General features: G+C 58.1%; 21 protein-coding genes, 2 tRNA genes and 2 other RNA genes. 13 read left to right on the top strand and 12 right to left on the bottom strand.

The window, feature by feature from the left end:
- Positions 1-4 precede the first annotated feature (4 nt).
- The 4 genes from EnteroDNA1_RS00380 to ghrA form a co-directional block, all read right to left on the bottom strand.
- Positions 5-487 (bottom strand): DUF1097 domain-containing protein, encoded by a 483-nt coding sequence (locus EnteroDNA1_RS00380; protein WP_073001126.1) that lies wholly within the window; start codon positions 485-487, stop codon positions 5-7.
- Between the two features lie 96 nt (positions 488-583).
- Complete coding sequence (locus tag EnteroDNA1_RS00375) at positions 584-1,138, bottom strand: TorD/DmsD family molecular chaperone (protein WP_033145180.1); 555 nt, start codon at positions 1,136-1,138, stop codon at positions 584-586.
- 21 nt (positions 1,139-1,159) lie between these two features.
- Complete coding sequence (locus EnteroDNA1_RS00370; protein ID WP_033145179.1) at positions 1,160-1,897, bottom strand: phosphatase; 738 nt, start codon at positions 1,895-1,897, stop codon at positions 1,160-1,162.
- An 84-nt stretch (positions 1,898-1,981) separates the two neighbouring features.
- Positions 1,982-2,920 carry a glyoxylate/hydroxypyruvate reductase GhrA gene (gene ghrA, locus EnteroDNA1_RS00365; RefSeq protein WP_069302628.1) on the bottom strand — a complete coding sequence of 313 codons (939 nt, stop codon included), beginning with the start codon at positions 2,918-2,920 and terminating at the stop codon, positions 1,982-1,984.
- 232 nt (positions 2,921-3,152) lie between these two features.
- On the opposite strand from ghrA, the gene EnteroDNA1_RS00360 reads away from it, so the two are divergent.
- Positions 3,153-3,240, top strand: a tRNA-Ser gene (locus EnteroDNA1_RS00360).
- A gap of 318 nt (positions 3,241-3,558) precedes the next feature.
- Here the strand turns inward: EnteroDNA1_RS00360 and EnteroDNA1_RS00355 are convergent.
- Positions 3,559-4,464 carry a LysR family transcriptional regulator gene (locus tag EnteroDNA1_RS00355; RefSeq protein ID WP_069302627.1) on the bottom strand — a complete coding sequence of 302 codons (906 nt, stop codon included), beginning with the start codon at positions 4,462-4,464 and terminating at the stop codon, positions 3,559-3,561.
- A gap of 109 nt (positions 4,465-4,573) precedes the next feature.
- On the opposite strand from EnteroDNA1_RS00355, the gene EnteroDNA1_RS00350 reads away from it, so the two are divergent.
- The 5 genes from EnteroDNA1_RS00350 to EnteroDNA1_RS00330 all read left to right on the top strand — a co-directional run bounded on the left by EnteroDNA1_RS00350 (position 4,574) and on the right by EnteroDNA1_RS00330 (position 6,721).
- Positions 4,574-5,434, top strand: a complete 861-nt coding sequence (locus EnteroDNA1_RS00350; protein WP_039261716.1) for a pirin family protein — start codon at positions 4,574-4,576, stop codon at positions 5,432-5,434.
- Between the two features lie 20 nt (positions 5,435-5,454).
- Positions 5,455-6,132 (top strand): isochorismatase family protein, encoded by a 678-nt coding sequence (locus tag EnteroDNA1_RS00345; protein WP_069302626.1) that lies wholly within the window; start codon positions 5,455-5,457, stop codon positions 6,130-6,132.
- Positions 6,133-6,269: 137 nt separating this feature from the next.
- Positions 6,270-6,357, top strand: a tRNA-Ser gene (locus EnteroDNA1_RS00340).
- Between the two features lie 44 nt (positions 6,358-6,401).
- Positions 6,402-6,539: non-coding RNA, RtT sRNA (locus EnteroDNA1_RS00335), on the top strand.
- Positions 6,540-6,583: 44 nt separating this feature from the next.
- Positions 6,584-6,721: non-coding RNA, RtT sRNA (locus EnteroDNA1_RS00330), on the top strand.
- Between the two features lie 565 nt (positions 6,722-7,286).
- On the opposite strand, the gene phoH is transcribed toward EnteroDNA1_RS00330, so the two are convergent.
- The 4 genes from phoH to efeU all read right to left on the bottom strand — a co-directional run bounded on the left by phoH (position 7,287) and on the right by efeU (position 11,866).
- Positions 7,287-8,075, bottom strand: a complete 789-nt coding sequence (gene phoH / locus EnteroDNA1_RS00325; protein WP_024908976.1) for a phosphate starvation-inducible protein PhoH — start codon at positions 8,073-8,075, stop codon at positions 7,287-7,289.
- A 500-nt stretch (positions 8,076-8,575) separates the two neighbouring features.
- The gene (gene efeB / locus EnteroDNA1_RS00320) at positions 8,576-9,859 is read right to left on the bottom strand and encodes an iron uptake transporter deferrochelatase/peroxidase subunit (RefSeq protein ID WP_069302625.1); all 1,284 of its coding nucleotides are present in this window, start codon (positions 9,857-9,859) and stop codon (positions 8,576-8,578) included.
- A 5-nt stretch (positions 9,860-9,864) separates the two neighbouring features.
- On the bottom strand, positions 9,865-10,992 hold the full coding sequence (efeO, locus tag EnteroDNA1_RS00315; RefSeq protein WP_045354579.1) for an iron uptake system protein EfeO: 1,128 nt from the start codon (positions 10,990-10,992) through the stop codon (positions 9,865-9,867).
- Positions 10,993-11,032: 40 nt separating this feature from the next.
- A complete protein-coding gene (efeU, locus tag EnteroDNA1_RS00310; RefSeq protein WP_033145172.1) occupies positions 11,033-11,866 on the bottom strand; it encodes an iron uptake transporter permease EfeU in 834 nt (277 codons plus the stop codon).
- Positions 11,867-12,117: 251 nt separating this feature from the next.
- Between efeU and EnteroDNA1_RS00305 the strand changes: the two genes are divergently transcribed.
- Positions 12,118-13,302 carry a NupC/NupG family nucleoside CNT transporter gene (locus EnteroDNA1_RS00305; RefSeq protein ID WP_029740188.1) on the top strand — a complete coding sequence of 395 codons (1,185 nt, stop codon included), beginning with the start codon at positions 12,118-12,120 and terminating at the stop codon, positions 13,300-13,302.
- Positions 13,303-13,372: 70 nt separating this feature from the next.
- Here the strand turns inward: EnteroDNA1_RS00305 and EnteroDNA1_RS00300 are convergent, their stop codons facing one another.
- Together EnteroDNA1_RS00300 and putP are read right to left on the bottom strand one after the other, a co-directional pair.
- Positions 13,373-13,792: a DUF3574 domain-containing protein gene (locus EnteroDNA1_RS00300; protein ID WP_028019107.1), complete on the bottom strand. Its 420-nt coding sequence runs from the start codon at positions 13,790-13,792 to the stop codon at positions 13,373-13,375.
- A 116-nt stretch (positions 13,793-13,908) separates the two neighbouring features.
- The gene (putP, locus tag EnteroDNA1_RS00295; protein WP_039261698.1) at positions 13,909-15,417 is read right to left on the bottom strand and encodes a sodium/proline symporter PutP; all 1,509 of its coding nucleotides are present in this window, start codon (positions 15,415-15,417) and stop codon (positions 13,909-13,911) included.
- A 422-nt stretch (positions 15,418-15,839) separates the two neighbouring features.
- Between putP and putA the strand changes: the two genes are divergently transcribed.
- Both putA and EnteroDNA1_RS00285 read left to right on the top strand, forming a co-directional pair.
- Positions 15,840-19,802, top strand: a complete 3,963-nt coding sequence (putA, locus tag EnteroDNA1_RS00290) for a trifunctional transcriptional regulator/proline dehydrogenase/L-glutamate gamma-semialdehyde dehydrogenase (RefSeq protein ID WP_069302624.1) — start codon at positions 15,840-15,842, stop codon at positions 19,800-19,802.
- Positions 19,803-19,853: 51 nt separating this feature from the next.
- Positions 19,854-20,246 carry a lysozyme inhibitor LprI family protein gene (locus EnteroDNA1_RS00285; RefSeq protein WP_069303901.1) on the top strand — a complete coding sequence of 131 codons (393 nt, stop codon included), beginning with the start codon at positions 19,854-19,856 and terminating at the stop codon, positions 20,244-20,246.
- Positions 20,247-20,319: 73 nt separating this feature from the next.
- Here EnteroDNA1_RS00285 and rutR read toward each other — a convergent pair whose 3' ends face one another.
- Positions 20,320-20,958 (bottom strand): HTH-type transcriptional regulator RutR, encoded by a 639-nt coding sequence (gene rutR / locus EnteroDNA1_RS00280; protein ID WP_032658081.1) that lies wholly within the window; start codon positions 20,956-20,958, stop codon positions 20,320-20,322.
- 245 nt (positions 20,959-21,203) lie between these two features.
- Here rutR and rutA point away from each other — a divergent pair, with 245 nt between their 5' ends.
- Genes rutA through rutD form a run of 4 tightly spaced genes read left to right on the top strand, consistent with a single transcriptional unit; the run spans position 21,204 to position 24,190 of the window.
- On the top strand, positions 21,204-22,295 hold the full coding sequence (gene rutA, locus EnteroDNA1_RS00275) for a pyrimidine utilization protein A (RefSeq protein WP_023617762.1): 1,092 nt from the start codon (positions 21,204-21,206) through the stop codon (positions 22,293-22,295).
- Positions 22,295-22,984 (top strand): pyrimidine utilization protein B, encoded by a 690-nt coding sequence (gene rutB, locus EnteroDNA1_RS00270; protein WP_064672260.1) that lies wholly within the window; start codon positions 22,295-22,297, stop codon positions 22,982-22,984. Before rutA ends, rutB begins: the two co-directional genes overlap by 1 nt.
- Before the next feature lie 11 nt (positions 22,985-22,995).
- Positions 22,996-23,382, top strand: a complete 387-nt coding sequence (rutC, locus tag EnteroDNA1_RS00265; RefSeq protein WP_010429508.1) for a pyrimidine utilization protein C — start codon at positions 22,996-22,998, stop codon at positions 23,380-23,382.
- Between the two features lie 7 nt (positions 23,383-23,389).
- A complete protein-coding gene (rutD, locus tag EnteroDNA1_RS00260) occupies positions 23,390-24,190 on the top strand; it encodes a pyrimidine utilization protein D (protein WP_069302623.1) in 801 nt (266 codons plus the stop codon).
- The last annotated feature ends 2 nt before the right edge of the window (positions 24,191-24,192 follow it).

Raw genomic sequence — 24,192 nt, 5'->3', positions numbered from 1 at the left:
TTTTTTATTCGCTCATCGCAGTGATGTTTTGCGCTTTTCCCCGTCGCGACGCCAGCCAAAGACCGCTGTTTTTCATGGCATAGCCAAACAGCAACCCCAGCGCCAGGGAGGGAACCACCAGCTTCCAGTCACCCTGCCCTGCAAAGGTCGCGCACGCCCCCATAAAGGTCCCCGGCACAAATGAAAGCAGCAGATGCTTAGCCTGGATGCACATTAAAAAGGCAACGACACCCGTCATGACGTACCCCAGCATCTCCATATGCGGCGCCAGCGCGCTGCCCTTCATGATCACCAGCGCCCAGATAACACCGCTCATCAGCGTGCAGCCAGAGATAAAGAGCCCTTTGACGCCCCCCTGCGGACAGGCGAAATAGGCGGTGCAGCCGAGGAACCCGGCCCAGCTGAGCAATCCGAGAGACACGGCTACCCATCCCCAGAGTCCGGAGAGAATACCTGTCGTTAGTGCGATACAAAGTAATATATTCATGGCGCGCATCTTAGCAGATGCGCACTATAGAAATGAGATCAGAAGCACATTACGTGCAAGTTGAAATGTTGAGTTGCAGAATTTATGTGATCTAAATCACTCTTCGTTCTCTTCTTCCAGCTCATCCCACATTGCCGCAATAGCGTCGCGGGTCAGCGGGGCCAGAGTTCTCCAGAACGGCGAGGTGGCATGCGCTTCGACTTTACCCAGGAATGTCCCGACCCACGGCAGCAGGTACGTTTCGAACAAGGTTTCGATGGCTTCATTCTCATCATCACCGGCGTTGTCTTCGATCCAGGACGCCGCCAGCAGCAGCGTACCGATATGATCGGCTGGCGTATCGCTCAGCGGCATACCGCGCGTGGAGAGGAACGCGCGGACTTCCGCTTCCGTTGCCCCGTCCTGCCAGGCTGAACGGTATGGCGAAACGCGGCACTCATCGCCGACGAACAGCGCATTGTAGTCCGTCGCGATCTGCTGCATGTCGCAGCTTTTTTGCAGACGTTCCAGTAAATCATCCTGTTCCAGCGGCCAGTTCTGCGCCAGTTTGCCTTCACGAATTAACGTAAAGAGCGGAACCAACAGCGGGTCTTGCGGCTGGCGATAATAGAGCGTACCCAGCACGCGGCAGAGGATGGAAAACTCGTTCATTTTTATGATTCCATTACACAATTAAAGATCGGCAAATTCGGCTATCGGTTCCATTCCGCGCGACTCGAGGAAATCGAGCATGCGGCGTGGGGTCACGTTCAGGATTTGCGCTTCCGGGAAGTTAACATCATTCAGCACTTTCAGGCACTCGCTGAAATCGCCCAGCGTAAACGCGGTATGAGAGTCTGAGCCCAGCGCCACCATGCCACCTGCGTCACGCACGGCGGCAGCCACTTCGCGGCAGTTGGCTTCACTGCCCTTACGCGAGTGCACAAAGGAGGAGTTGTTAATCTCCAGCGCCACGCGGTGCTTCGCTGCCGCCTGCGCGACAGCCTGAATATCAATCGGATACCTCGGGTTACCGGGGTGGCTGATAATGTGCACATTGCCGCTGGCAATGGTGGCAATCATCGCCGCGGTGTTGGTGTCTTTATCCTGAGGCGGGAAAACCGGCTCATGAAAACCGGCGAGGATAAGGTCAAGAGACGTCAGCATCGGGCCGGTGCAGTCGATCTCACCGTCGGTATTTTTGATGTTCGCCTCAATGCCGCGCAGTATCCCAATGCCGTCCACCAGACGTGGCCAGATCCGCATATTCACAAAATGCCAGTAGTGCGGCGCATCCGCCATGTCCGGGCCATGATCGGTGATCGCGAACAGCTTGATGCCTTTAAGCTTCGCCTGGGCGATATAATCATGGAGGTTGCTATACGCGTGGGTGCTGGCGACGGTGTGCATATGCAGGTCAACGGGATACATCTCTCTCTCCTCTGCGGTTTTTCCAAAGGATAGCAGTTATCAGCGGCGAATATTAGCAAAAACCCGGCGAACGCCGGGTTTCTCTCAGTAGCCGCGCTGTCTGTCGACCTGACCGGTGACCGCGTTACCCTTTTCCATTTCGCTGATGGTATGGGAGATATACGCCACCGCTTCTGCCGGACGCGTCACGGCAGCCACGTGCGGGGTCATCGCCACGCGCGGGTGCGCCCACAGCGGGCTTTCCGCGGGCAGCGGCTCACGGCTATAGACATCCAGCATGGCGCCTTTTAGCTTTCCGCTGTCCAGCGCCTTCAGCAGATCGCCTTCCACGACATGGACCCCGCGCGCCAGGTTCATCAGGTAGCTCTGATCGACGAGCTGATTGAGTAGGGCTTCATTGATGATCCCTACCGTTTCCGCCGTGTTTGGCAGCAGGTTAATAAGCACGCGTGTCCCTTTCAGGAATGCAGGAAGCTCATCCGTTCCGGCAAAACTCTCAACGCCCGGATAATCCTTGCGGCTGCGGCTCCAGCAGCGCAGCGGGAATCCCCACGGGGCAAGCGCTTCGGCCACTTTTGAGCCCAGCACGCCCGCACCGAGTATGCCGATCGTAAAGTCTTCGCGATGGTACTCCGGCAGCGGCTCCCAGTGGGCTCGCTGTTTAAAGGCCTGATAATCATCAAAGCGGCGGAACCAATGCAGTACCTGGCTCACGGCATATTCCTGCATTTGCTGGCCCATTCCGGTATCTTCCAGGCGGAAAAGGGGGATATCTTCCGGCAGCATTTCAGGGTGTGCCTTCAGTTTGCTCAGAATGGAATCCACGCCGGCTCCCAGGGCAAAAACGGCCTTCAGCTTGCGGCCCTGGAGCATTTCTACCGGAGGATGCCAGACCAGCGCATAGTCAGCATGTTCATTATCGCCACGCTTCCACTCGCGAACGCGTGCGCCGGGTAACGCCGCCGAAAGCGCCTTGATCCAGTATGCCGTATCAAAAGTGGGGTGATAGAAAAGTATATCCATAGTCATTCCTGCCTTTTATTGCGCTGATTTATTTTGCTTTTTCACTGGACGGTCAGCATAACAAATTTATAGCGCAACTGTGTTGCTGATAAAAAAGACGCTTTCAGCACATTTAAGAATCATGTTGCCTGAAGTTTGTCTAAACGCGCTAAATTACTGAAAAAGTGAGTTGACGGCAGTTCGGCTTTTCCTTACATTAGCGCCCGTCCCGGCAACAACGGGATGACAATATGGTGAGGTGTCCGAGTGGCTGAAGGAGCACGCCTGGAAAGTGTGTATACGGCAACGTATCGGGGGTTCGAATCCCCCCCTCACCGCCATATTTAAGATGAGAGCTCGTACGAAAGTACGGGCTTTTTTCTTTTATATTCTCCGAAAAGGGGGGAAGAGAACCCCCGACCGGGGTTCGACAACTGGCGACAGCCAGTTGGACAGACTGAGAGCGCAGCGAACAGGCTGCCCGCAGGGCGAGCGAAGCGAGTCAATCCCCCCCTCACCGCCATATTTAAGATGAGAGCTCGTACGAAAGTACGGGCTTTTTTCTTTTATATTCTCCGTAAAGGGGGGGGATAAGAACCTTGAAACTCCCTGCGCTCTTTATGTCGGGTGGCGCTGCGCTTACCCGACCTACAAAGTCTTTACTCTTCCACCATCCGCGCATACTCTTCGGTCAGAAAATCCACCAGCGTCCTGACGGACGGCAGCAGGCCGCGCCGCGAAGGATAAACCGCGTGAATCACTTCGCGTCGGGGTTCCCACGCATCCAGCACCCGTACCAGTTCCCCCGTCGCCAGCTGGTCCTTAACCATCAAAATCGGCAGCTGCACCACGCCGATGCCTGCCATGGCAGCTTCACGTAGCGCCAGCATGTCGGTGGTGATCAATCGAGGATGGTAATGGATCTCCGCTTTGGCACCTCCGGGACCGGACAGCTCCCATTTATGAATATGTTTCCCCTCGTTCATGCTTAACCCGGGCCAGGCACTGAGTTCAGACGGCACGACGGGTTCTCCCATGCGTTGAATCAACGCCGGACCCGCGACCAGACAATGCCCCCTGTCAGCCAGCACCCTTAATACCAGGTCGCTGTCATCAAAGGGACGCGGGCGTACGCGGATCGCGATATCAACCCCCTCTCCCACCAGGTCTACCCGCCGGTTGGTCGCCTCAAGCTGAAGATTGATCCCGGGGTAGCGCGCCATAAATCTGGCCAGCATCGGACCCACGTGGACATGCAACAGAGTTATCGGGCACGTAATTCTGACAACACCGCGCGGTTCAGCCTGCAGTGCCGCAACGGCTTCCTCCGCGGCCTCGGCTTCCACCATCATCGCTTTACAGTGCTGGTAGAAGGTCTGCCCGACCTCGGTCACCGTAAACTGTCGGGTTGTTCGGTGGATAAGCCGCACGCCAAGGCGTTCTTCCAGCTGCGCTATCCGGCGGCTTAGCCTGGACTTTGGCAGATCAAGCGCCCTTCCCGCCGCCGCAAAGCCGCCGTAGTCCACCACCTTCACAAACCAGACGAAGTCATTGAGATTCTGCATAAATCCTCATCGTTCCATTTTCAGAACAGTGAATGCCATTTTCACTATCTACCGGAGTATTAACTCTGAATATAAGCTAATTACATCAACAGAACATCAGGAGTTAATCATGAAAAACGTAACAGGCGTTTATACCGCTCCCCGCCAGCACTGGGTTGGCGATGGTTTCCCGGTCCGTTCAATGTTCTCTTATCAGACGCACGGCGAGCCGCTGAGCCCGTTCCTGCTGCTGGACTACGCGGGCCCGTACACCTTTCCGGCAGATGGGGCGAAACGCGGCGTAGGCCAACACCCTCACCGGGGTTTTGAAACGGTCACCATCGTCTATTCCGGTGAAGTGGAGCATCGCGACTCCACGGGCAAAGGCGGCGTCATTGGCCCCGGCGACGTGCAGTGGATGACGGCAGGTGCAGGCATTTTGCACGAGGAGTTCCACTCCAGCGCGTTCTCGCAGAAAGGCGGAGAACTGAAAATGATGCAGCTTTGGGTCAACCTGCCGGCCAAAGACAAGATGGCGGCACCGGGCTACCAGAGCATTACGAAGGATGCGATCCCGACCGTGACGCTACCGGATAACAGCGGTTCTCTGCGGGTTATTGCCGGTCGCTACGAGGCTGTAACCGGCCCGGCGCACACCTTCTCACCGCTCAACGTCTGGGACATCGCGCTGAACCAGGGAAGCCATCTGACGCTCAATCAGCCCGAAGGCTGGAGCACCGCGCTGGTCGTGCTTGAAGGCAACATCACGGTGAACGGTACAACGCAGGCGGGTGAAGCCCAGCTGGTCGTTTTGAGTCAGGAAGGCGACAAACTGCACCTGGAGGCGAACAGCGATGCCAAAGTGCTGCTGATGGCGGGCGAGCCGCTGAATGAACCCATCGTGGGCTATGGCCCGTTTGTGATGAACAGTAAAAGCGAAATCAACGAAGCCATTCGTGATTTTAACTCCGGCCGCTTCGGCCAGATCTGAACGTTATAAAGGAGAAGATAATGTCTACACCTGCGAATTTTAATGGCGCACGTCCGGTTATTGATGTGAACGATGCGGTGATGTTGCTTATCGATCACCAGAGCGGTCTGTTCCAGACCGTTGGGGATATGCCAATGCCGGAACTGCGCGCCCGTGCGGCTGCGCTGGCAAAAATCGCGACTCTGGCGAAGATCCCTGTGATCACCACCGCGTCCGTCCCGCAGGGACCGAACGGACCGCTTATCCCGGAGATCCACGCCAACGCGCCGCATGCACAGTATGTTGCCCGTAAAGGTGAAATCAACGCCTGGGATAACCCGGATTTTGTTGCTGCGGTGAAAGCGACCGGGCGCAAGACGCTGATTATCGCGGGCACTATCACCAGCGTCTGCATGGCTTTCCCGTCAATCAGCGCGGTGGCGGACGGCTATAAGGTGTTTGCGGTGATTGATGCCTCCGGCACCTACAGCAAAATGGCGCAGGAGATCACCCTGGCGCGCGTGGTGCAGGCCGGTGTGGTTCCGATGGATACGGCGGCGGTGGCCTCTGAGATCCATAGAACCTGGAATCGTGAGGACGCAGCCGAGTGGGCTGAGGTGTATACCCACATCTTCCCGGCTTACCAGCTGCTGATCGAAAGCTACGGCAAAGCACAGGAAGTAGTTAAAAACAGCGAAGTGCTCGATTCACAGCGTTAATAACCCGTGCTGCGACAAGAGCTGATTAAGGCTTAACCGAACGAGCACGAATACAGAAAATCTGCTTGACCGTGTTAGCGCAACTCCCTATAGTAGCGCCCCGTTGCCCCCCAAGCGGTCAGGCAGCAAAACAATATGGTGAGGTGTCCGAGTGGCTGAAGGAGCACGCCTGGAAAGTGTGTATACGGCAACGTATCGGGGGTTCGAATCCCCCCCTCACCGCCATATTTAAAGAAGAGCTCGCATGAAAATGCGGGCTTTTTTTTCGCATGTTGCACACCTGCGGGGGGATGAGAATCCCCGACCGGGGTTCGACAACTGGCGACAGCCAGTTGGACAGACTGAGAGCGTAGCGAACAGTCTGCCCGCAGGGCGAGCGAAGCGAGTCAATCCCCCCCTCACCGCCATATTTAAAGAAGAGCTCGCATGAAAATGCGGGCTTTTTTTTCGCATGTTGCACACCTGCGGGGGGATGAGAATCCCCGACCGGGGTTCGACAACTGGCGACAGCCAGTTGGACAGACTGAGAGCGTAGCGAACAGTCTGCCCGCAGGGCGAGCGAAGCGAGTCAATCCCCCCCTCACCGCCATATTTAAAGAAGAGCTCGCATGAAAATGCGGGCTTTTTTTTCGCATGTTGCACACCTGCGGGGGGATGAGAATCCCCGACCGGGGTTCGACAACTGGCGACAGCCAGTTGGACAGACTGAGAGCGTAGCGAACAGTCTGCCCGCAGGGCGAGCGAAGCGAGTCAATCCCCCCCCTCACCGCCATATTTGAAGAAGAGCTCGCATGAAAATGCGGGCTTTTTTTTTTCGCATATTGCATGCCTGCGGGGGATGAGAATCCCCGACCGGGGTTCGACAACTGGTGACAGCCAGTTGGACAGACTGAGAGCGTAGCGAACAGTCTGCCCGCAGGGCGAGCGAAGCGAGTCAATCCCCCCCTCACCGCCATATTTAAAGAAGAGCTCGCATGAAAATGCGGGCTTTTTTTCGCATGTTGCACGCCTGCGGGGGGATGAGAATCCCCCGGTGCTATATGCTGCTCGGTGCGGCCTGAGCCCCTCACCCTGCCCCTCTCCCCAGGGGAGAGGGGGATAAAAAGCACAAAAAACAAAGCCCGGTTTCCCGGGCCTTGAACACAACAGCAAACTCAATAATACGCTTGCAGCGTGCGCTGACAGAGCGCTGAACGCACGCAGTCCTCTTTGGTGAAGCGTACCACCCCAATCATCTCATCTTCCTCAAAACGTGACATGGCGTCGCTCAGCCCGGATTTCACGCCGGATGGCAGGTCACACTGGGTAATATCGCCGTTAACGATAACCGTCACGTTCTCCCCGAGGCGCGTTAAAAACATCTTCATTTGCGCAGCGGTCACGTTCTGAGCCTCGTCAAGAATGACGACCGCATTTTCAAATGTACGTCCGCGCATATAGGCGAACGGCGCGATTTCCACCTTGCCAATCTCTGGTCGCAGGCAGTACTGCATAAAGGATGCACCCAGTCGCTTCACCAGCACGTCATAGACGGGCCTGAAGTACGGAGCAAACTTCTCCGAAATATCTCCGGGCAGGAAGCCGAGATCTTCATCAGCCTGCAGTACAGGACGGGTAACAATAATGCGCTCCACATCCTTATGAATCAGCGCTTCCGCCGCTTTGGCTGCACTGATCCAGGTTTTCCCGCATCCGGCTTCACCGGTTGCAAAGATGAGCTGTTTACTCTCGATAGCATTCAGGTAGTGCGCCTGAGCCTCATTGCGCGCCACAATTGGAGAATTATCACGGCTGTCTCGGGCCATGCCAATTGCTTCTACGCCACTCATCTGCACAAGCGAGGTGACCGATTCTTCTTCACGCTGTTTATGGCTACGTGAATCCCGTCTCAGCACACGTTTTGCTTCGCGACGAGCTTTGATCACTGCTTTTTGTCTTCCCATGGATAGCACCTTGAGTTGTTGGTATTCATCACACGCGCCAGCTTCGGCACGATTATGCGCACGAACATCAGAGGGTTGGCTTCCTTGTAAGCCATTGCTTGCTTTATCGGATAACGATACGGAACAGCTACGCGCACCGTTCTGCACGTCGGTCGAATCAGATTCTTGAGGAAGGGGGGAGAATTTAGTGGTGAGGAAATCGCTGCCGGAGTCTGAGCCTCCGCGCCGGGTGCTGCGGTTGTTATGTTTACCTTGTCCAGTACAGGACGCAACCATTCGCGATCTCCATAGTGATTCAGCATCACTGCCGGGAACTACCGCTGTCTTATCTTAAGTACATCAGGAGTTATCATAAATGCAACATTTATTTTACCTGAATGCAACTTTTAAGACTGTCCCTACAGGTGAAATCAGTCTCATATAGAAATATTACAGAAATATAACAGGAGGATAGTCATATGAAAAAATAATGTCCCCGCGAACGGTTGCGGGGACAATTATCAGGTTTCAATAAGACCTTGAGCGAGGTACGCGTTCCGATCGCGCACGCCCGGCAGGGCAAAGAAATAGCCGCCGCCGATGGGCTTAATGTACTCTTCCAGCGCTTCGCCGTTGAGCCGCTTCTGCACGGTCAGGAAGCCTTTTTCCAGATCGTGCTGATAGCAGACGAACAGCAGGCCCATATCAAGCTGACCGGCGTTGGTCACGCCGAGCGAATAGCTGTAGCCACGACGCATCATCAGGCTGGACTGCGTCTCTTTGGTGCGCGGATTGGCCAGACGAATGTGGCTGTCCAACGCGATGGTATCGCCATTAGGATCGCTGGCGTAGTCGGGCACGTCATGCTCGTTCTTCATGCCGAGCGGCGCGCCGCTTTGCTTATCGCGACCAAAGATCGTCTGCTGTTCTTTCAGCGGCGTGCGGTCCCAGAACTCCACGTGGAACTGGATAATCCGCACCGCCTGATAGCTGCCGCCCACCGCCCATGCCGGTTCGCCCTGATCCGCCGTCACCCATACCACGTCTTTCATCAACGCCGCATCGCTGCTGTCCGGGTTGGCCGTACCGTCCTTAAAGCCCAGCAGGTTCACCGGGGTCTCTTTCCCTTTGCTGCGGGCAGCGTGGTCCGAGATAAACCCTTCCCGCTTCCAGCGCACGCTCAGCAGATCCGGCGTGTGCTTGATGATATCGCGCAGGGCGTGGATCACCGTGTCCTGAGTATTGGCGCAAATCTGCAGGAGCAGGTCGCCATGACATAGCGCCGCGTCCAGGGAGTCATTCGGGAAACGCGTCATTTTCTGCAGCGCTTTCGGCTTCTGTTTTGCCAGCCCATAGCGCGCGTCAAACAGCGACTCACCCAGCGAAACGGTAATGGTCAGGTTATCCGGGGCGATAAACGGCCCCAGAATGCCGGAGTCCATTGGCGGCAGACGCGGGTTCGGCGTATCGGGCGCCGGTCCACCGGCGGTGAGAAACGCGATGCGCGTCGTCAGCAGGCGGAACAGGCGCTCCAGATCGGCTTTATCGCTGGCCAGCGAATCAAAGGCCACCAGCATCATGGACGCCTGCTGCGGCGTCAGGATGCCCGACTGATGCTCGCCATAAAACGGCTGCGTCTCCATGCGGGCATTGGGTGACAGCGTGCCGGGCGCGCTCTGCGGTTTCGCCGCATGCGCTACCGGACAGCCACCGGCCAGAGCAAGAGCGCCCCCCAGCGCCCCTACTCCTTTTAACAATCGACGACGTGAAGGCTCAACCACATCGTTATCGCTATGCTTATTCATCGTGCTTAGTCCAGACCCAGTACGCCGCGCAGCAGAGAGAGATCTTCCGCCAGGGCGGTAATCGGGCCTTTCAGCGCGTTACGGTCGGCATCGGTCAGCTTGTCGTAGGTTTCAAACCCGTCTTTGGTACGATACTTCGCCAGAATGGTGTCGACTTTTTTGAAGTTGGCATCCACTTTGGCCAGCAGTTCGCCGTTCTCTTTCTGCAGCTGAGGACGCAGCAGGTTAACAATTTTCTGCGCGCCGTCGACGTTGGCCTGGAAGTCCCACAGATCGGTATGGCTGTAGCGATCTTCTTCGCCGCTGATTTTGCTCGCGGCCACTTCTTCAATCAGACCAGCCGCGCCGCCCACCACTTTTGACGGCGGGAAGGCCAGCTCGCTGATGCGCTTTTGCAGCTCCAGCACGTCGCCGTTCAGCTGCTCGGCGTATTTCTCCATCCCTTTGGTAGAGTTGTCGCCAAACAGGGCTTTCTCCAGACGGTGGAAACCGGTGAATTTCGGATCGGCGGCTTTCTGCTCGTAATCGTCTTCGCGGGCATCAATGCTGCCATCAAGGTCAGAGAACAGTTCGGCAATCGGCTCGATGCGCTCGTAGTGCTGACGGGTTGGCGCATACAGGGATTTCGCTTTTTCGATATCACCGGCCTTCACCGCATCGGTAAAGGCTTTGGTTGCCGCCGCCAGGTCCGCCGTTTCTTTCGTGACATAGGCTTTATACGCCGTAATCGCGTCGCCCAGGCTCAGCACCGCAGCACCTTTCGCCGCATCGGCCGTCGCTTCACCTTTGACGATCAGCTTCCCTTTAGGGTTGGTCAGCAGACCGCAGGTCATCTCATACTCGCCCGGCTGCAGGTTGGCGGTCATCTTCTGGCTGAAGCCAGGGGCGATGTTTTCACGCTCCTCCACCACCAGAACCCCTTTCAGAATCTCCCACTCCAGCGCCTTCTGGCTGTGGTTCTGAATAATGAACTGGGTTTTGCCGCTGTTCACCGTGAGGGTCATCGGCTCACACTGCTTATCATTAACGGTGACTTTAACCTGAGGTACATCCGCGCCCCAGGCGGAGAATGCAGAAGCGAACAGCGCGGCAATGCCTGCGCATAACGCACTACGACGGAACTGAATTGCCATGACTCTTCCCTTTAAAAGTATGTTGTAACTAAAACAAAAATTATGGCGTAACGCGCGACGCCTGCGTACCGGTACGCGGCGGCATTGCGAACAGCACCAGCGCCGGAACCAGATAGATAAAGTACATCGCCACTTCGCTGACGCTCGGCGTTTCCTGATAGCCGAAGATACCTTCGAGCAGGGTGCCGGTCAGAGAGTGCGTGGAGAGCACGTTGCTGAGGTCGAACGCCACGTCCTGGAAATGGTTCCACAGGCCCGCCTCGTGGAAGGCGCGAATCGCCCCTGCCGCCAGCCCAGCCGCCACCAGCAGAATAAACAGGCTGGTCCACTTGAAGAAGGCGCCCAGGTTCAGGCGAATACCGCCCCAGTAGAGCAGAAAGCCCAGCACAACGGCGGTTGCCAGCCCGAGCATCGCGCCAACCGGCGGCCAGATACCGACATCCTGCTGAAACGCCGCCAGCAGGAAGAAAACGGACTCCAGGCCTTCACGCGCGACGGCAAAAAAGACCATCATGATCAGCGCCCAGCCGTGGTTATTGCCCTTTTGCAGCGCATTATCCACCGCCTGCTCCAGCTGCACCTTCACATTACGGGAGACTTTACGCATCCAGAACACCATCCACGTGAGGATCACCACCGCAATCACGGCGACGATCCCTTCGAACAGCTCCTGCTCTTTCTGCGGGAACTCCCCGGTGGTTTCGTTGATGAGGATACCGAGGCCCAGACAGAGTGCCGCGGCAAGGAATACCCCGACCCACATGACGCCAATCCAGCGTCCGCGCTGGGTTCGCTTCAGATAGCTGGCGATGAGGCTCACGATAAGGGCAGCTTCAAGCCCTTCACGTAACATAATGAGAAATGGAACAAACATGCCGACACCTTAAATGTTTATCGCGGTCAACTGATGCAAAGAAAGGTAAATTCTTGTGATAGTGATTATCATTACGGCGAAAAGAAACACAAGCGAAATGTGTGGTGTTTTGATGACGAGTTGTAAACGCCGAGCCTGGTAATAGTTACATACGTTACGTTCAGGTTTATAAGTTATAACGAAAATGCCCATTTACGCTGGTACGGGGCTGTGGCTAAATATCCGCCTCAAACATCTGGTGAAAATTAATTATGTTTAAAATTGTCCATTTCCTGCTGGCGCTGGTCATTATTCTCGCGCTTGCCTGGCTGGTAAGTTTCGACCGCCGAAAAATTCGCATTCGTTATGTTTTACAGCTGATTGTTATTGAAATTGCGCTGGCGTTCTTTTTCCTGCACGCCGAAAGCGGGTTATTCCTGATTAAATATGTTTCCGGCTTCTTTGAGTCACTGCTGAAATTTGCTTCGGAAGGGACCAATTTCGTCTTTGGCGGAATGGGGGAAAAAGGGCTGGCGTTCATTTTCCTCGGCGTGCTTTGCCCGATTATTTTTATTTCCGCGCTGATTGGTATTCTTCAGCACTGGCGGATCCTGCCGATTTTTATTCGGGTCATCGGCACGCTGCTGTCAAAACTGAACGGTATGGGCAAGCTGGAATCCTTTAACGCGGTGAGCTCGCTGATCCTCGGCCAGTCGGAAAACTTCATTGCCTACAAAGGCGTGCTGGGCGATCTCTCCTCTCGTCGTCTCTTCACCATGGCGGCCACGGCCATGTCGACGGTCTCCCTGTCGATTGTCGGCGCCTATATGACCATGCTCGACGCCAAATTTGTCGTCGCGGCGCTGATTCTGAACATGTTCAGCACCTTTATTATTCTCTCCGTCATCAACCCGGCGCGCCCGGAAGCGGAACCGGATATCAAGCTGGAAAAACTGCATGAATCGCAGAGCTTCTTCGAAATGCTCGGCGAGTATATTCTGGCCGGTTTTAAGGTGGCGATGATTATTCTGGCTATGCTGATCGGCTTTATCGCACTTATTAGCGCCGTTAACGCCCTCTTCTCCAGCGTATTTGGCATGAGCTTCCAGCAGATCCTGGGCTATGTATTTTACCCCCTGGCGTGGCTGGTGGGTATTCCGCTGAGCGATGCCTTAAACGCGGGCAGTATTATGGCGACCAAGCTGGTGGCGAATGAATTTGTGGCGATGATTGAGCTGCAAAAAATCGCGCATCAAATGTCCCCGCGCGGGCTGGGCATTTTATCCGTCTTCCTGGTATCCTTCGCGAACTTCGCGTCCATCGGCATTGTGGCCGGGGCGATTAAGGGCCTGAACGAGCAGCAGGGGAACGTGGTGTCGCGGTTTGGTCTGCGTCTGGTGTACGGCGCGACGCTGGTGAGCCTCCTGTCGGCGAGCTTTGCGGGGCTGGTGCTCTGATGCAATACCGGGTGGCGCTTCGCTTACCCGGCCTACAAAACAACAACGGCGGGTTATCCCGCCGTTTTTATTAGAACTGCACGCACACCGGCTGGTCGACGCGCATCACCGACTCCTGCGCGAAGCGAGATTTATAAATCCCGCGTAACGCTTCGATGTTCTTCTCGCTCTGCGCATCCTTACCGTGGATCAGCATCAGCGCTTTGCTGGGTTCACGTGCCACTTTCCCGTCGTTCCCCAGCCACTGCCCGCGCGCGTCAAACACCGTTAAGCCATCGCGGAAACGCGGCGTCACGTCCTGGTCAACAAACTGCTGCCACTCGTTGCTGGTGATTTGCGCCCCGGCAGGACGATTTAAGCCGAAATAGAGCGTGGTTTGCTGCATCTGGTTATCCGCTTTGCAGGTCTCTACAGCCGCGTGTTGCGATGGCGCCGTGCAGCCAGCGAGCATCAATAGTGCCGCTGCCATTACCCCTGTTTTGATTGTCATGCTTCGCTATCCTCATTGTTATAAGCACAGGGATATCACAGGAAATTACGGATTTTGGCAAGAAAAAAGCCGGGTGCGCTTGCGCTCACCCGGCCTGCATTGTGCTGCGAGAAAAATTATTCTGCCTGGAGCTTAGACGGCGGCGCAGTGTGGTAATGCGCGTCGGCTTCAGCAAAGCGTTTCTGCATGGAGGCAGACGGGGCTTTACCCAGCAGGCTGAACACCACGATGCCGATGCTGCCGAAGATGAAGCCCGGAATGATTTCGTACAGGCCCAGCCACGCGAACTGTTTCCAGACGATAACGGTCAGCGCACCGATGATCATCCCCGCCAGCGCGCCGTTACGGGTCATACGTGACCACATGACGGAGAACAGCACGACCGGACCAAACGCCGCACCGAAGCCCGCCCACGCGTAGCTCACGAGGCCCAGCACGCGGTTTTCCGGGTTGGCCGCCAGCGCGATGGCAATCAGCGCCACCAGCAGCACCATAAAGCGCCCTACCCACACCAGCTCTTTCTGGCTCGCATTTTTACGCAGGAAGGCTTTGTAAAGGTCTTCGGTGATCGCACTGGAGCAAACCAGCAGCTGACAGCTCAGGGTGGACATCACCGCCGCCAGGATTGCGGAGAGCAGAATACCGGCAATCCACGGGTTAAACAGAATTTGCGCCAGCTCGATGAACACGCGCTCGGCGTTCTGGTTCACCGCGCCCGCCTGCGCCGGGTTGTTGTTGAAGTACGCGATGCCGAAGAAGCCGACCGCACACGCCCCTGCCAGACACAGGATCATCCACGTCATGCTGATGCGACGGGCATGAACGATGGTGTGGTGGGAATCCGCCGCCATAAAGCGCGCCAGGATATGCGGCTGACCGAAGTAGCCCAGGCCCCAGCCCATCAGCGAGACGATGGCCACGAAGTTCAGCCCTTTCAGCATGTCGACGTTTTCGATGCTCTTCTGCTTGATCACTTCCAGCGATTCGCCAAAGCCGCCAACGGTGAAAATCACAATCACCGGAGTCAGGATCAGGGCGAAGATCATCAGGCTCGCCTGCACGGTATCGGTCCAGCTCACGGCCAGGAATCCGCCCACGAAGGTATAGAGGATGGTCGCCGCAGCACCGGCCCACAGGGCGGTTTCGTAGCTCATGCCGAAGGTGCTTTCGAACAGACGCGCGCCGGCCACGATGCCGGAGGCACAGTAAATGGTGAAGAACAGCAGGATAACTACCGCAGAGATAATGCGCAGGATGCGGCTGTTATCTTCAAAACGTCCGGTGAAGTAATCCGGCAGCGTCAGGGCGTTGTTGTTGGCCTCGGTATGCACGCGCAGACGGCCTGCCACCAGCTTCCAGTTGATCCATGCGCCGACGGTCAGGCCGATGGCGATCCAGCTTTCAGAGATACCGGAGATAAAAATCGCGCCGGGCAGCCCCATCAGCAGCCAGCCGCTCATGTCGGAGGCGCCCGCAGAGAGTGCGGTCACCATTGGGCCTAAACTGCGTCCGCCCAGAATGTAGTCGTCAAAGTTCTTTGTAGAACGCCACGCCAAAAACCCTATCAGGATCATGCCAAAAATATAAACGAGAAATGTCACCAGCATCGGTGTGCTAATAGCCATTCAAATTCTCCAAAATGTCGAGCGACAACCATCCGGGCTGCCTTGTTATATGATCACCGGAACGAGGTGAATGTATCTTGTGTTTCGGTTGGGCGCGCTATCCTGCCGTATGCGCCTTCCGCTGACAAACGATTTAACACTGCATTTACATCAATTTCATCCCCGGTTTGATACGAGTTTCCTATAGGTTGCACTCGCTCACGCTTTTACGGGTTGCACCTTTGAAAAGTGTTAACTACCGCATAAAACCAGGCTTCCCGCACAAAAGCCAGCGCGTTTTCCCAGCTAACTATTCGTTAACAATCCATTCATTTTCCGGGTTGCAAACCAGGTCACATTTAACACGGTTGCACAAAGTTGCAACATGGTGGATATTTCACGCTATCAACAGAACGCTATTACAGAACAACAGGAGCTTTGGCATGGGTATGACCACCATGGGGGTTAAGCTGGATGACGCAACCCGCGAACGGATTAAGACCGCAGCAACCCGCATTGACCGCACGCCGCACTGGTTAATTAAGCAGGCGATTTTTAACTATCTCGAAAGACTCGAGAGCGATGAGGGCCTGCCGGAGCTGCCTGCCCTGCTGGCCGGCGCGGCGAACGAAAGTGAAGAAGCCCCGGCCGCTGGCGACGAGAACCATCAGCCGTTCCTTGAATTCGCCGAGCAGATCCTGCCGCAGTCCGTCAGCCGTGCCGCCATTACCGGCGCCTACCGCCGTGCCGAAACCGACGCCGTGCCGATGCTGCTGGAGCAGGCCCGCCTGCCGGAAGCCATTGCCGCGCAGGCGCACAGCCTGGCGTATCAGTTAGCCGACAAGCTGCGCAACCAGAAAACCGCCACCGGCCGCGCCGGGATGGTTCAGGGTCTGCTGCAGGAGTTTTCCCTCTCCTCTCAGGAAGGCGTGGCGCTGATGTGCCTCGCGGAAGCGCTGCTGCGTATTCCGGATAAAGCCACCCGCGACGCGCTGATCCGCGACAAGATCAGCAACGGCAACTGGCATTCCCACATTGGCCGCAGCCCGTCGCTGTTCGTTAACGCCGCCACCTGGGGCCTGCTGTTTACCGGCAAGCTGGTCTCCACCCATAACGAAGCCAACCTCTCCCGCTCCCTGAACCGCATCATCGGCAAGAGCGGCGAGCCGCTGATCCGCAAAGGCGTGGATATGGCGATGCGCCTGATGGGCGAGCAGTTCGTCACCGGGGAAACCATTGCCGAAGCGCTGGCGAACGCCCGCAAGCTGGAAGATAAAGGTTTCCGCTACTCGTACGACATGCTGGGCGAAGCGGCCCTGACCGCCGCCGACGCGCAGGCCTACATGGTCTCTTACCAGCAGGCGATCCACGCCATTGGTAAAGCGTCCAACGGTCGCGGTATTTATGAAGGCCCGGGCATCTCCATTAAGCTCTCCGCCCTGCACCCGCGCTACAGTCGCGCGCAGTACGACCGGGTGATGGAAGAACTCTACCCGCGCCTGAAGTCCCTGACCCTGCTGGCGCGCCAGTATGACATCGGCATTAACATCGACGCCGAAGAGGCCGACCGTCTGGAGATCTCCCTCGATCTGCTGGAAAAACTGTGCTTCGAGCCGGAGCTGGCAGGCTGGAACGGCATTGGCTTCGTTATCCAGGCCTACCAGAAGCGCTGCCCGTTCGTCATTGATTACCTGATTGACCTGGCAAGCCGCAGCCGCCGTCGCCTGATGATCCGTCTGGTGAAAGGCGCCTACTGGGACAGCGAAATCAAACGCGCCCAGATGGAAGGGCTGGAAGGCTATCCGGTCTATACCCGCAAGGTTTACACCGACGTCTCTTACCTCGCCTGTGCGAAAAAGCTGCTCGGCGTGCCGAACCTGATCTATCCGCAGTTCGCTACCCACAACGCCCACACCCTGGCGGCGATCTACAGCCTGGCCGGGCAAAACTACTATCCGGGCCAGTACGAGTTCCAGTGCCTGCACGGTATGGGTGAACCGCTGTACGAGCAGGTCACCGGTAAAGTGGCGGACGGCAAGCTGAACCGCCCATGCCGAATCTATGCTCCGGTGGGAACGCACGAAACCCTGCTGGCGTACCTGGTGCGTCGTCTGCTGGAAAACGGCGCGAACACCTCCTTCGTCAACCGCATCGCCGACACCACGCTGCCGCTGGACGAGCTGGTGGCCGATCCGGTGCAGGCCGTTGAGAAGATGGCGGCACAGGAAGGCCAGGTTGGCCTGCCGCATCCGAAGATTGCCCTGCCGCGCGAGCTGTACGGCAAAGGCCGCGTCAACTCGGCGGGTCTGGATCTCGCCAACGAACACCGTCTGGCGTCCCTCTCCTCTGCCCTGCTCAACAGCGCGCTGCAGAAGTGGCAGGCCAAACCGATGCTGGAGCAGCCCGTTGCAGACGGCGAAATGCAGCCGGTGATCAACCCGGCCGAGCCGAAGGATATCGTCGGCTACGCGCGAGAAGCGACCGAAGCGGAAGTGGAGCAGGCGCTGGACAGCGCGGTGAACAACGCCCCTATCTGGTTTGCCACGCCGCCGCAGGAGCGCGCCGCGATTCTGGAGCGCGCGGCGGTGCTGATGGAAGATCAGATGCAGTCGCTCATCGGCATTCTGGTGCGCGAGGCGGGTAAAACCTTCAGCAACGCGATTGCCGAAGTGCGCGAGGCCGTCGACTTCCTGCACTACTACGCCGGTCAGGTGCGCGATGATTTCGATAACGAAACCCACCGTCCGCTGGGTCCGGTCGTCTGTATCAGCCCGTGGAACTTCCCGCTGGCGATCTTCACCGGCCAGATTGCCGCCGCGCTGGCCGCAGGCAACAGCGTGCTGGCAAAACCGGCAGAGCAGACCCCGCTGATTGCCGCGCAGGGCATCAACATTCTTCTGGAAGCCGGCGTGCCGGCGGGCGTGGTTCAGCTGCTGCCGGGCCGCGGTGAAACCGTCGGTGCCAAACTGACCTCCGACAACCGCGTGCGCGGCGTGATGTTCACCGGTTCGACCGAAGTGGCGTCACTGCTGCAGCGCAATATTGCCACCCGTCTGGATGCGCAGGGCCGCCCTACGCCGCTCATCGCGGAAACCGGCGGGATGAACGCCATGATCGTAGACTCCTCTGCCCTTACCGAGCAGGTGGTGGTCGACGTGCTGGCCTCCGCGTTCGACAGCGCCGGTCAGCGCTGCTCCGCCCTGCGCGTGCTGTGCCTGCAGGACGACGTGGCGGACCACACGCTGAAGATGCTGCGCGGCGCGATGGCCGAATGCCGCATGGGCAACCCGGGCCGTCTCACTACCGATATCGGGCCGGTGATCGACGCGGAAGCCAAAGCCAACATCGAAAACCACATTCAGACCATGCGCGCGAAAGGCCGCCCGGTGTTCCAGGCGGTGCGCGAGAACAGCGAAGATGCCCGCGAATGGCGGACCGGCACCTTTGTGCCGCCAACGCTGATTGAGCTGGCAAGCTTCGACGAGCTGAAAAAAGAGGTCTTCGGCCCGGTGCTGCACGTGGTGCGCTACAACCGTAACAACCTGAACGAGCTGGTTGAGCAGATCAACGCCTCCGGCTATGGCCTGACGCTCGGCGTGCATACCCGTATCGACGAGACTATCGCGCAGGTCACCGGCAGCGCCAAAGTGGGCAACCTGTACGTTAACCGCAACATGGTTGGCGCGGTCGTGGGCGTACAGCCGTTCGGAGGCGAAGGCCTCTCCGGCACCGGTCCGAAAGCGGGCGGTCCGCTCTACCTGTACCGCCTGCTGGCGAACCGTCCGGAGAACGCCCTGGGCGTCACCCTGGCACGCCAGGATGCGGACTATCCGGTGGATGCGCAGCTGAAAACCGTGCTGACCCAGCCGCTGGAGGCGCTCATTACATGGGCAGAAAAACGTCCTGAACTGCGTGCCGTCGCGAAGCAGTACGGCGAGCTGGCGCAGGCGGGCACGCAGCGTCTGCTGCCGGGGCCAACCGGCGAGCGCAACACCTGGACGCTGATGCCGCGCGAGCGCGTGCTGTGCGTGGCCGATAACGAGCAGGACGCGCTGGTGCAGCTGGCCGCCGCCATGGCAACCGGCTGTGAAGTGCTGTGGCCGGAAGATGCCCTGCATCGCGATCTCGCCAAACAGCTGCCGAAAGCGGTCTCGGCCCGCATTCGCTTCGCGAAAGCCGATAGCCTGCTGACCCAGCCGTTTGATGCGGTGATCTACCACGGTGATTCCGATCAGCTGCGCGAACTGTGCGAGCAGGTTGCGGCCCGCAGCGGCGCCATCGTTTCCGTGCAGGGCTTTGCGCGCGGGGAAACCAACCTGCTGCTGGAGCGTCTGTACGTGGAGCGCTCGCTCAGCGTCAACACCGCGGCGGCAGGCGGTAACGCCAGCCTGATGACAATAGGCTAACGCTGTGTTAATAAGGCTCCGGAGATGGAGCCTTATTTTTTTGGGGAGTATATGAAACGATATCTTATCGCCAGTGCGGCACTGCTGCTGAGCGCCAGCGCGCTGGCCGACGAGTGCGACAACGCGACCACCCAGCTTGAACTGAATACCTGTAGCGCGCAGCAGTACCAGGCTGCCGATAAAAAACTCAACCAGACGTATCAGGCCGCCATCAAACGCGCGGCAGCTCCTCAGCGCGACCTGCTGAAAAAAGCGCAGCTGGCGTGGATTACCCTGCGCGATGCGGACTGCGCGTTTATCGGTTCGGGGACGGAAGGCGGTAGCGTCCAGCCAATGATTGTTAACCAGTGTCTGGCGGAGAAAACCGTGGAGCGAGAAGCGTTTCTGGCCTCGCTGATGCAGTGTGAAGAGGGCGACTTAAGCTGCCCTCTCCCGCCGGGCTGAGGGATCCCCACAAAATAATACCTGCACGGACGGCCCCCTCTCCCTTGAGGGAGAGGGCTGGGGTGAGGGGAAACTAGCGCAGGCGGATCCCTTCGATAATCATCCGCTGCACGTTTTCCAGGGTGCTGTGGAAAAACGCCTCGTCCTGGAGCGTTTTACCGGTCACCGCCTCAACCTGGGCCGCAAAGTCAGCGTAATGCTGGGTGGAGGCCCAAATCATAAAGATCAGATGATGCGGGTCGACCGGGGCCAGTTTTCCGCTGGCGACCCATCCGGCAATAATGGCCGACTTATCGTCCACCAGCTGTTTTAGATCGCCGGTTAATTCCGCCTGCAGCAGCGGCGCGCCCTGCAGCATCTCAAGACAAAACAGTCGCGACGCCTGCGGGTAATCGCGCGACACCTCCAGCTTCAGGCGAATGTACTCTTTGATCGCCACCAGCGGGGCCAGCTCCGCGCGGAACGCTTTGAGGGGCGCCAGCCAGATATCGAGGATCTGCTGCATCACCGCCACATAGAGCGCCTCTTTCGATGGGTAATAGTAAAGCAGATTGGTTTTGGATACGCCGGACTGCTCCGCTACCTGCTCCAGGCGCGTGCCGTGAATACCAAACTGCGAAAAAGTCTCCAGCGCCGCGCTGAGGATCGCCTGCTTCTTGGCGCTCACCGCCTGCGAACGTTTACCTGGTGTTTTCACTGCGCCTTGTGCCATTCCCGCTCTCCTTATTCTGCGTTGCCCTCAGCATAGCAAAACCCCCGACTCGCCACGACATCCTGCACTCCGATCGCGCATGAATGCCTGTTTTCTGTGCAATGATTTTGACCAGTTAGTCCACATTTAGCCGCATCAATCCACTAACTTCTGATTAACGCATTAATAACACAGCCATTTTCAAAACTGGCACTGCCTTTGCAAAAACGCCGTTACACCTGCGACGTAATGAAGAGAGGTTCGTGATGAAAATTGGCGTATTTGTACCCATCGGCAACAACGGCTGGCTTATCTCGACCACTGCACCGCAATACATGCCGACCTTTGAGCTCAATAAAGCCATCGTGCAGAAAGCAGAGCACTACCATTTCGACTTTGCACTTTCGATGATCAAGCTGCGCGGCTTTGGCGGCAAAACCGAATTCTGGGACCACAACCTGGAGTCCTTTACCCTGATGGCCGGGCTGGCCGCGGTCACCTCGCGGATCCAAATCTACGCCACCGCCGCCACGCTCACCCTGCCCCCGGCGATCGTCGCGCGCATGGCCTCCACCATCGACTCCATCTCCGGCGGGCGCTTTGGCGTCAACCTGGTCACCGGCTGGCAAAAACCCGAGTACGAGCAGATGGGGCTCTGGCCGGGTGACGATTACTTCTCGCGTCGCTACGACTACCTGACCGAATACGTGCAGGTGCTGCGCGACCTGTGGGGGACCGGCAAAAGCGATTTCAAGGGCGATTTCTTCACCATGAACGACTGCCGCGTCAGCCCGCAGCCGTCGGTGCCGATGAAGGTGATTTGCGCCGGACAGAGCGACGCGGGGATGGAGTTTTCCGCGAAATACGCCGACTTCAACTTCTGCTTCGGTAAAGGCGTGAACACGCCTGCCGCCTTCGCCCCGACAGCCGCGCGGATGAAAGAGGCCGCCGACAAAACCGGGCGCGACGTGGGCTCCTACGTGCTGTTTATGGTCATTGCCGACGAAACCGACGACGCCGCGCGCGCGAAATGGGAGCGCTATAAGGATGGCGCCGACGAGGAAGCCCTGAGCTGGCTGACCGAGCAGAGCCAGAAAGATACCCGCTCCGGGGCAGATACCAACGTGCGCCAGATGGCTGACCCGACCTCCGCCGTCAATATCAACATGGGCACGCTGGTCGGCTCGTACGCCAGCGTCGCCAGAATGCTGGACGAAGTGGCGGCCGTGCCCGGTGCGGAAGGCGTTCTGCTGACCTTCGACGATTTCCTCACCGGCGTGGAGACCTTCGGCGAGCGCATCCAGCCGCTGATGCAGTGCCGCGCCCACATCCCTGCCGTCACGAAGGAGGTGGCGTAATGACGACCCTTAACGCACGCCCGGAAGCCATCACCTTCGTGCCACAGCAGAGCGCGCTGATCGTGGTGGACATGCAAAACGCCTACGCCAGCCAGGGCGGCTATCTGGATCTGGCGGGATTCGACGTCTCCGCCACCCGGCCGGTGATTGAGAACATTAAAACCGCCGTCGCCGCCGCGCGCGCCGCGGGCATGCTCATCATCTGGTTCCAGAACGGCTGGGATGACCAGTACGTCGAGGCCGGCGGCCCCGGCTCGCCCAACTTCCACAAGTCGAACGCCCTGAAAACCATGCGTAAACGGCCCGAACTGCAGGGCAAGCTGCTGGCGAAAGGCGGCTGGGACTATCAGCTGGTCGATGAGCTGGTACCGCAGGCGGGCGATATTGTCCTGCCCAAACCGCGCTACAGCGGCTTTTTCAACACCCCGCTCGACAGCCTGCTGCGCAGCCGGGGCATTCGTCATCTGGTGTTCACCGGCATCGCCACCAACGTCTGCGTGGAGTCGACCCTGCGCGACGGCTTTTTCCTCGAGTATTTTGGCGTGGTGCTGGAAGACGCGACCCACCAGGCCGGGCCGGAATTCGCCCAGAAAGCGGCCCTGTTCAACATCGAAACCTTTTTTGGCTGGGTCAGTAACGTCAATGATTTCTGCGACGCCCTGACTCCCCCGCTTGCCCGTATCGCCTGAGGAGACGCCTGATGCCGAAATCCGTAATCATCCCGCCGGGTACCAGCACGCCGATTGCCCCGTTTGTTCCCGGTACCCTCGCCGACGGCGTGGTGTATGTCTCCGGTACGCTGCCGTTTGATAAAGACAACAACGTGGTGTTTATCAACGACCCAAAGGCGCAAACCCGCCACGTGCTCGAGACGATCAAAACCGTGATCGAAACGGCGGGTGGCACGATGGAGGATGTGACCTTCAACAGCATCTTTATCACCGACTGGAAAAACTACGCCGCGATTAACGAGATTTACGCCGAGTTCTTCCCCGGCGATAAACCGGCGCGGTTCTGCATTCAGTGCGGGCTGGTGAAGCCAGAGGCGCTGGTTGAAATCGCCACCGTTGCGCACATCGCGAAGTGAGGCAGGTATGAAACTTTCCGTCTCGCCATCCCCGTACGAGGGCGCGCCCGTGGTGGTTTTTATTTCCGGTCTCGGCGGCAGCGGCAGCTACTGGCTGCCCCAGCTGGCCGCGCTGGAGCCGGAGTATCAGGTGGTGTGCTATGACCAGCGGGGAACGGGCAATAACCCCGCCACCCTGCCGGAAGGGTACAGCCTTGCGCAGATGGCGGACGAGCTGGCCCAGGCGCTGGCTGAAGCCGGGATTGTCCGCTACAGCGTCGTGGGTCACGCGCTGGGGGCGCTGGTCGGCCTGCAGCTGGCCCTCGACAGGCCCGACGCCCTCACCGCGCTGGTGTGCGTCAACGGCTGGTTGACCCTCAACGCCCACACCCGCCGCTGCTTTCAGATCCGCGAGCGCCTGCTGCATTACGGCGGCGCACAGGCGTGGGTCGAGGCGCAGCCGCTGTTTCTCTACCCGGCGGACTGGATGGCCGCCCGCGCGCCCCGTCTGGAGGCCGAAGAAGCGCTGGCGCTGGCCCATTTCCAGGGTAAAACCAACCTGCTGCACAGGCTCAGCGCCCTGAAAAAGGCCGACTTCAGCCGCCATGCCGCGCGCATTCGCTGCCCGGTACAGATTATCTGTTCTGCCGACGACATGCTGGTGCCCTCCGTCTGCTCGTCGGAACTGCAGGCGGCGATCCCGCACAGCCGCAGCGTGGTGATGCGCCAGGGCGGGCATGCCTGCAACGTCACCGAGCCGGATACCTTCAACACCCTGCTGCTGAACGGGCTGGCCAGCCTGCTGCACAGCCCGGAACCCGCTTTATAAGG

The organism is Enterobacter sp. HK169 (genome assembly GCF_001719105.1).
Classification (GTDB): Bacteria; Pseudomonadota; Gammaproteobacteria; order Enterobacterales; family Enterobacteriaceae; genus Enterobacter; species Enterobacter asburiae_B.
This window is presented reverse-complemented; position numbering and strand designations above follow the sequence as displayed.

Coding starts and splice junctions, on each gene's coding strand:
- putA (WP_069302624.1), top strand. CDS start 15,840: ATGGGTATGACCACCATGGGGGTTAAGCTGGATGACGCAACCCGCGAA.
- efeO (WP_045354579.1), bottom strand. CDS start 10,992: ATGGCAATTCAGTTCCGTCGTAGTGCGTTATGCGCAGGCATTGCCGCG.
- efeU (WP_033145172.1), bottom strand. CDS start 11,866: ATGTTTGTTCCATTTCTCATTATGTTACGTGAAGGGCTTGAAGCTGCC.
- EnteroDNA1_RS00285 (WP_069303901.1), top strand. CDS start 19,854: ATGAAACGATATCTTATCGCCAGTGCGGCACTGCTGCTGAGCGCCAGC.
- rutC (WP_010429508.1), top strand. CDS start 22,996: ATGCCGAAATCCGTAATCATCCCGCCGGGTACCAGCACGCCGATTGCC.
- EnteroDNA1_RS00370 (WP_033145179.1), bottom strand. CDS start 1,897: ATGTATCCCGTTGACCTGCATATGCACACCGTCGCCAGCACCCACGCG.
- rutB (WP_064672260.1), top strand. CDS start 22,295: ATGACGACCCTTAACGCACGCCCGGAAGCCATCACCTTCGTGCCACAG.
- rutR (WP_032658081.1), bottom strand. CDS start 20,958: ATGGCACAAGGCGCAGTGAAAACACCAGGTAAACGTTCGCAGGCGGTG.
- EnteroDNA1_RS00355 (WP_069302627.1), bottom strand. CDS start 4,464: ATGCAGAATCTCAATGACTTCGTCTGGTTTGTGAAGGTGGTGGACTAC.
- rutD (WP_069302623.1), top strand. CDS start 23,390: ATGAAACTTTCCGTCTCGCCATCCCCGTACGAGGGCGCGCCCGTGGTG.
- efeB (WP_069302625.1), bottom strand. CDS start 9,859: ATGAATAAGCATAGCGATAACGATGTGGTTGAGCCTTCACGTCGTCGA.
- EnteroDNA1_RS00380 (WP_073001126.1), bottom strand. CDS start 487: ATGAATATATTACTTTGTATCGCACTAACGACAGGTATTCTCTCCGGA.
- EnteroDNA1_RS00345 (WP_069302626.1), top strand. CDS start 5,455: ATGTCTACACCTGCGAATTTTAATGGCGCACGTCCGGTTATTGATGTG.
- EnteroDNA1_RS00305 (WP_029740188.1), top strand. CDS start 12,118: ATGTTTAAAATTGTCCATTTCCTGCTGGCGCTGGTCATTATTCTCGCG.
- putP (WP_039261698.1), bottom strand. CDS start 15,417: ATGGCTATTAGCACACCGATGCTGGTGACATTTCTCGTTTATATTTTT.
- EnteroDNA1_RS00375 (WP_033145180.1), bottom strand. CDS start 1,138: ATGAACGAGTTTTCCATCCTCTGCCGCGTGCTGGGTACGCTCTATTAT.
- ghrA (WP_069302628.1), bottom strand. CDS start 2,920: ATGGATATACTTTTCTATCACCCCACTTTTGATACGGCATACTGGATC.
- rutA (WP_023617762.1), top strand. CDS start 21,204: ATGAAAATTGGCGTATTTGTACCCATCGGCAACAACGGCTGGCTTATC.
- phoH (WP_024908976.1), bottom strand. CDS start 8,075: ATGGGAAGACAAAAAGCAGTGATCAAAGCTCGTCGCGAAGCAAAACGT.
- EnteroDNA1_RS00300 (WP_028019107.1), bottom strand. CDS start 13,792: ATGACAATCAAAACAGGGGTAATGGCAGCGGCACTATTGATGCTCGCT.
- EnteroDNA1_RS00350 (WP_039261716.1), top strand. CDS start 4,574: ATGAAAAACGTAACAGGCGTTTATACCGCTCCCCGCCAGCACTGGGTT.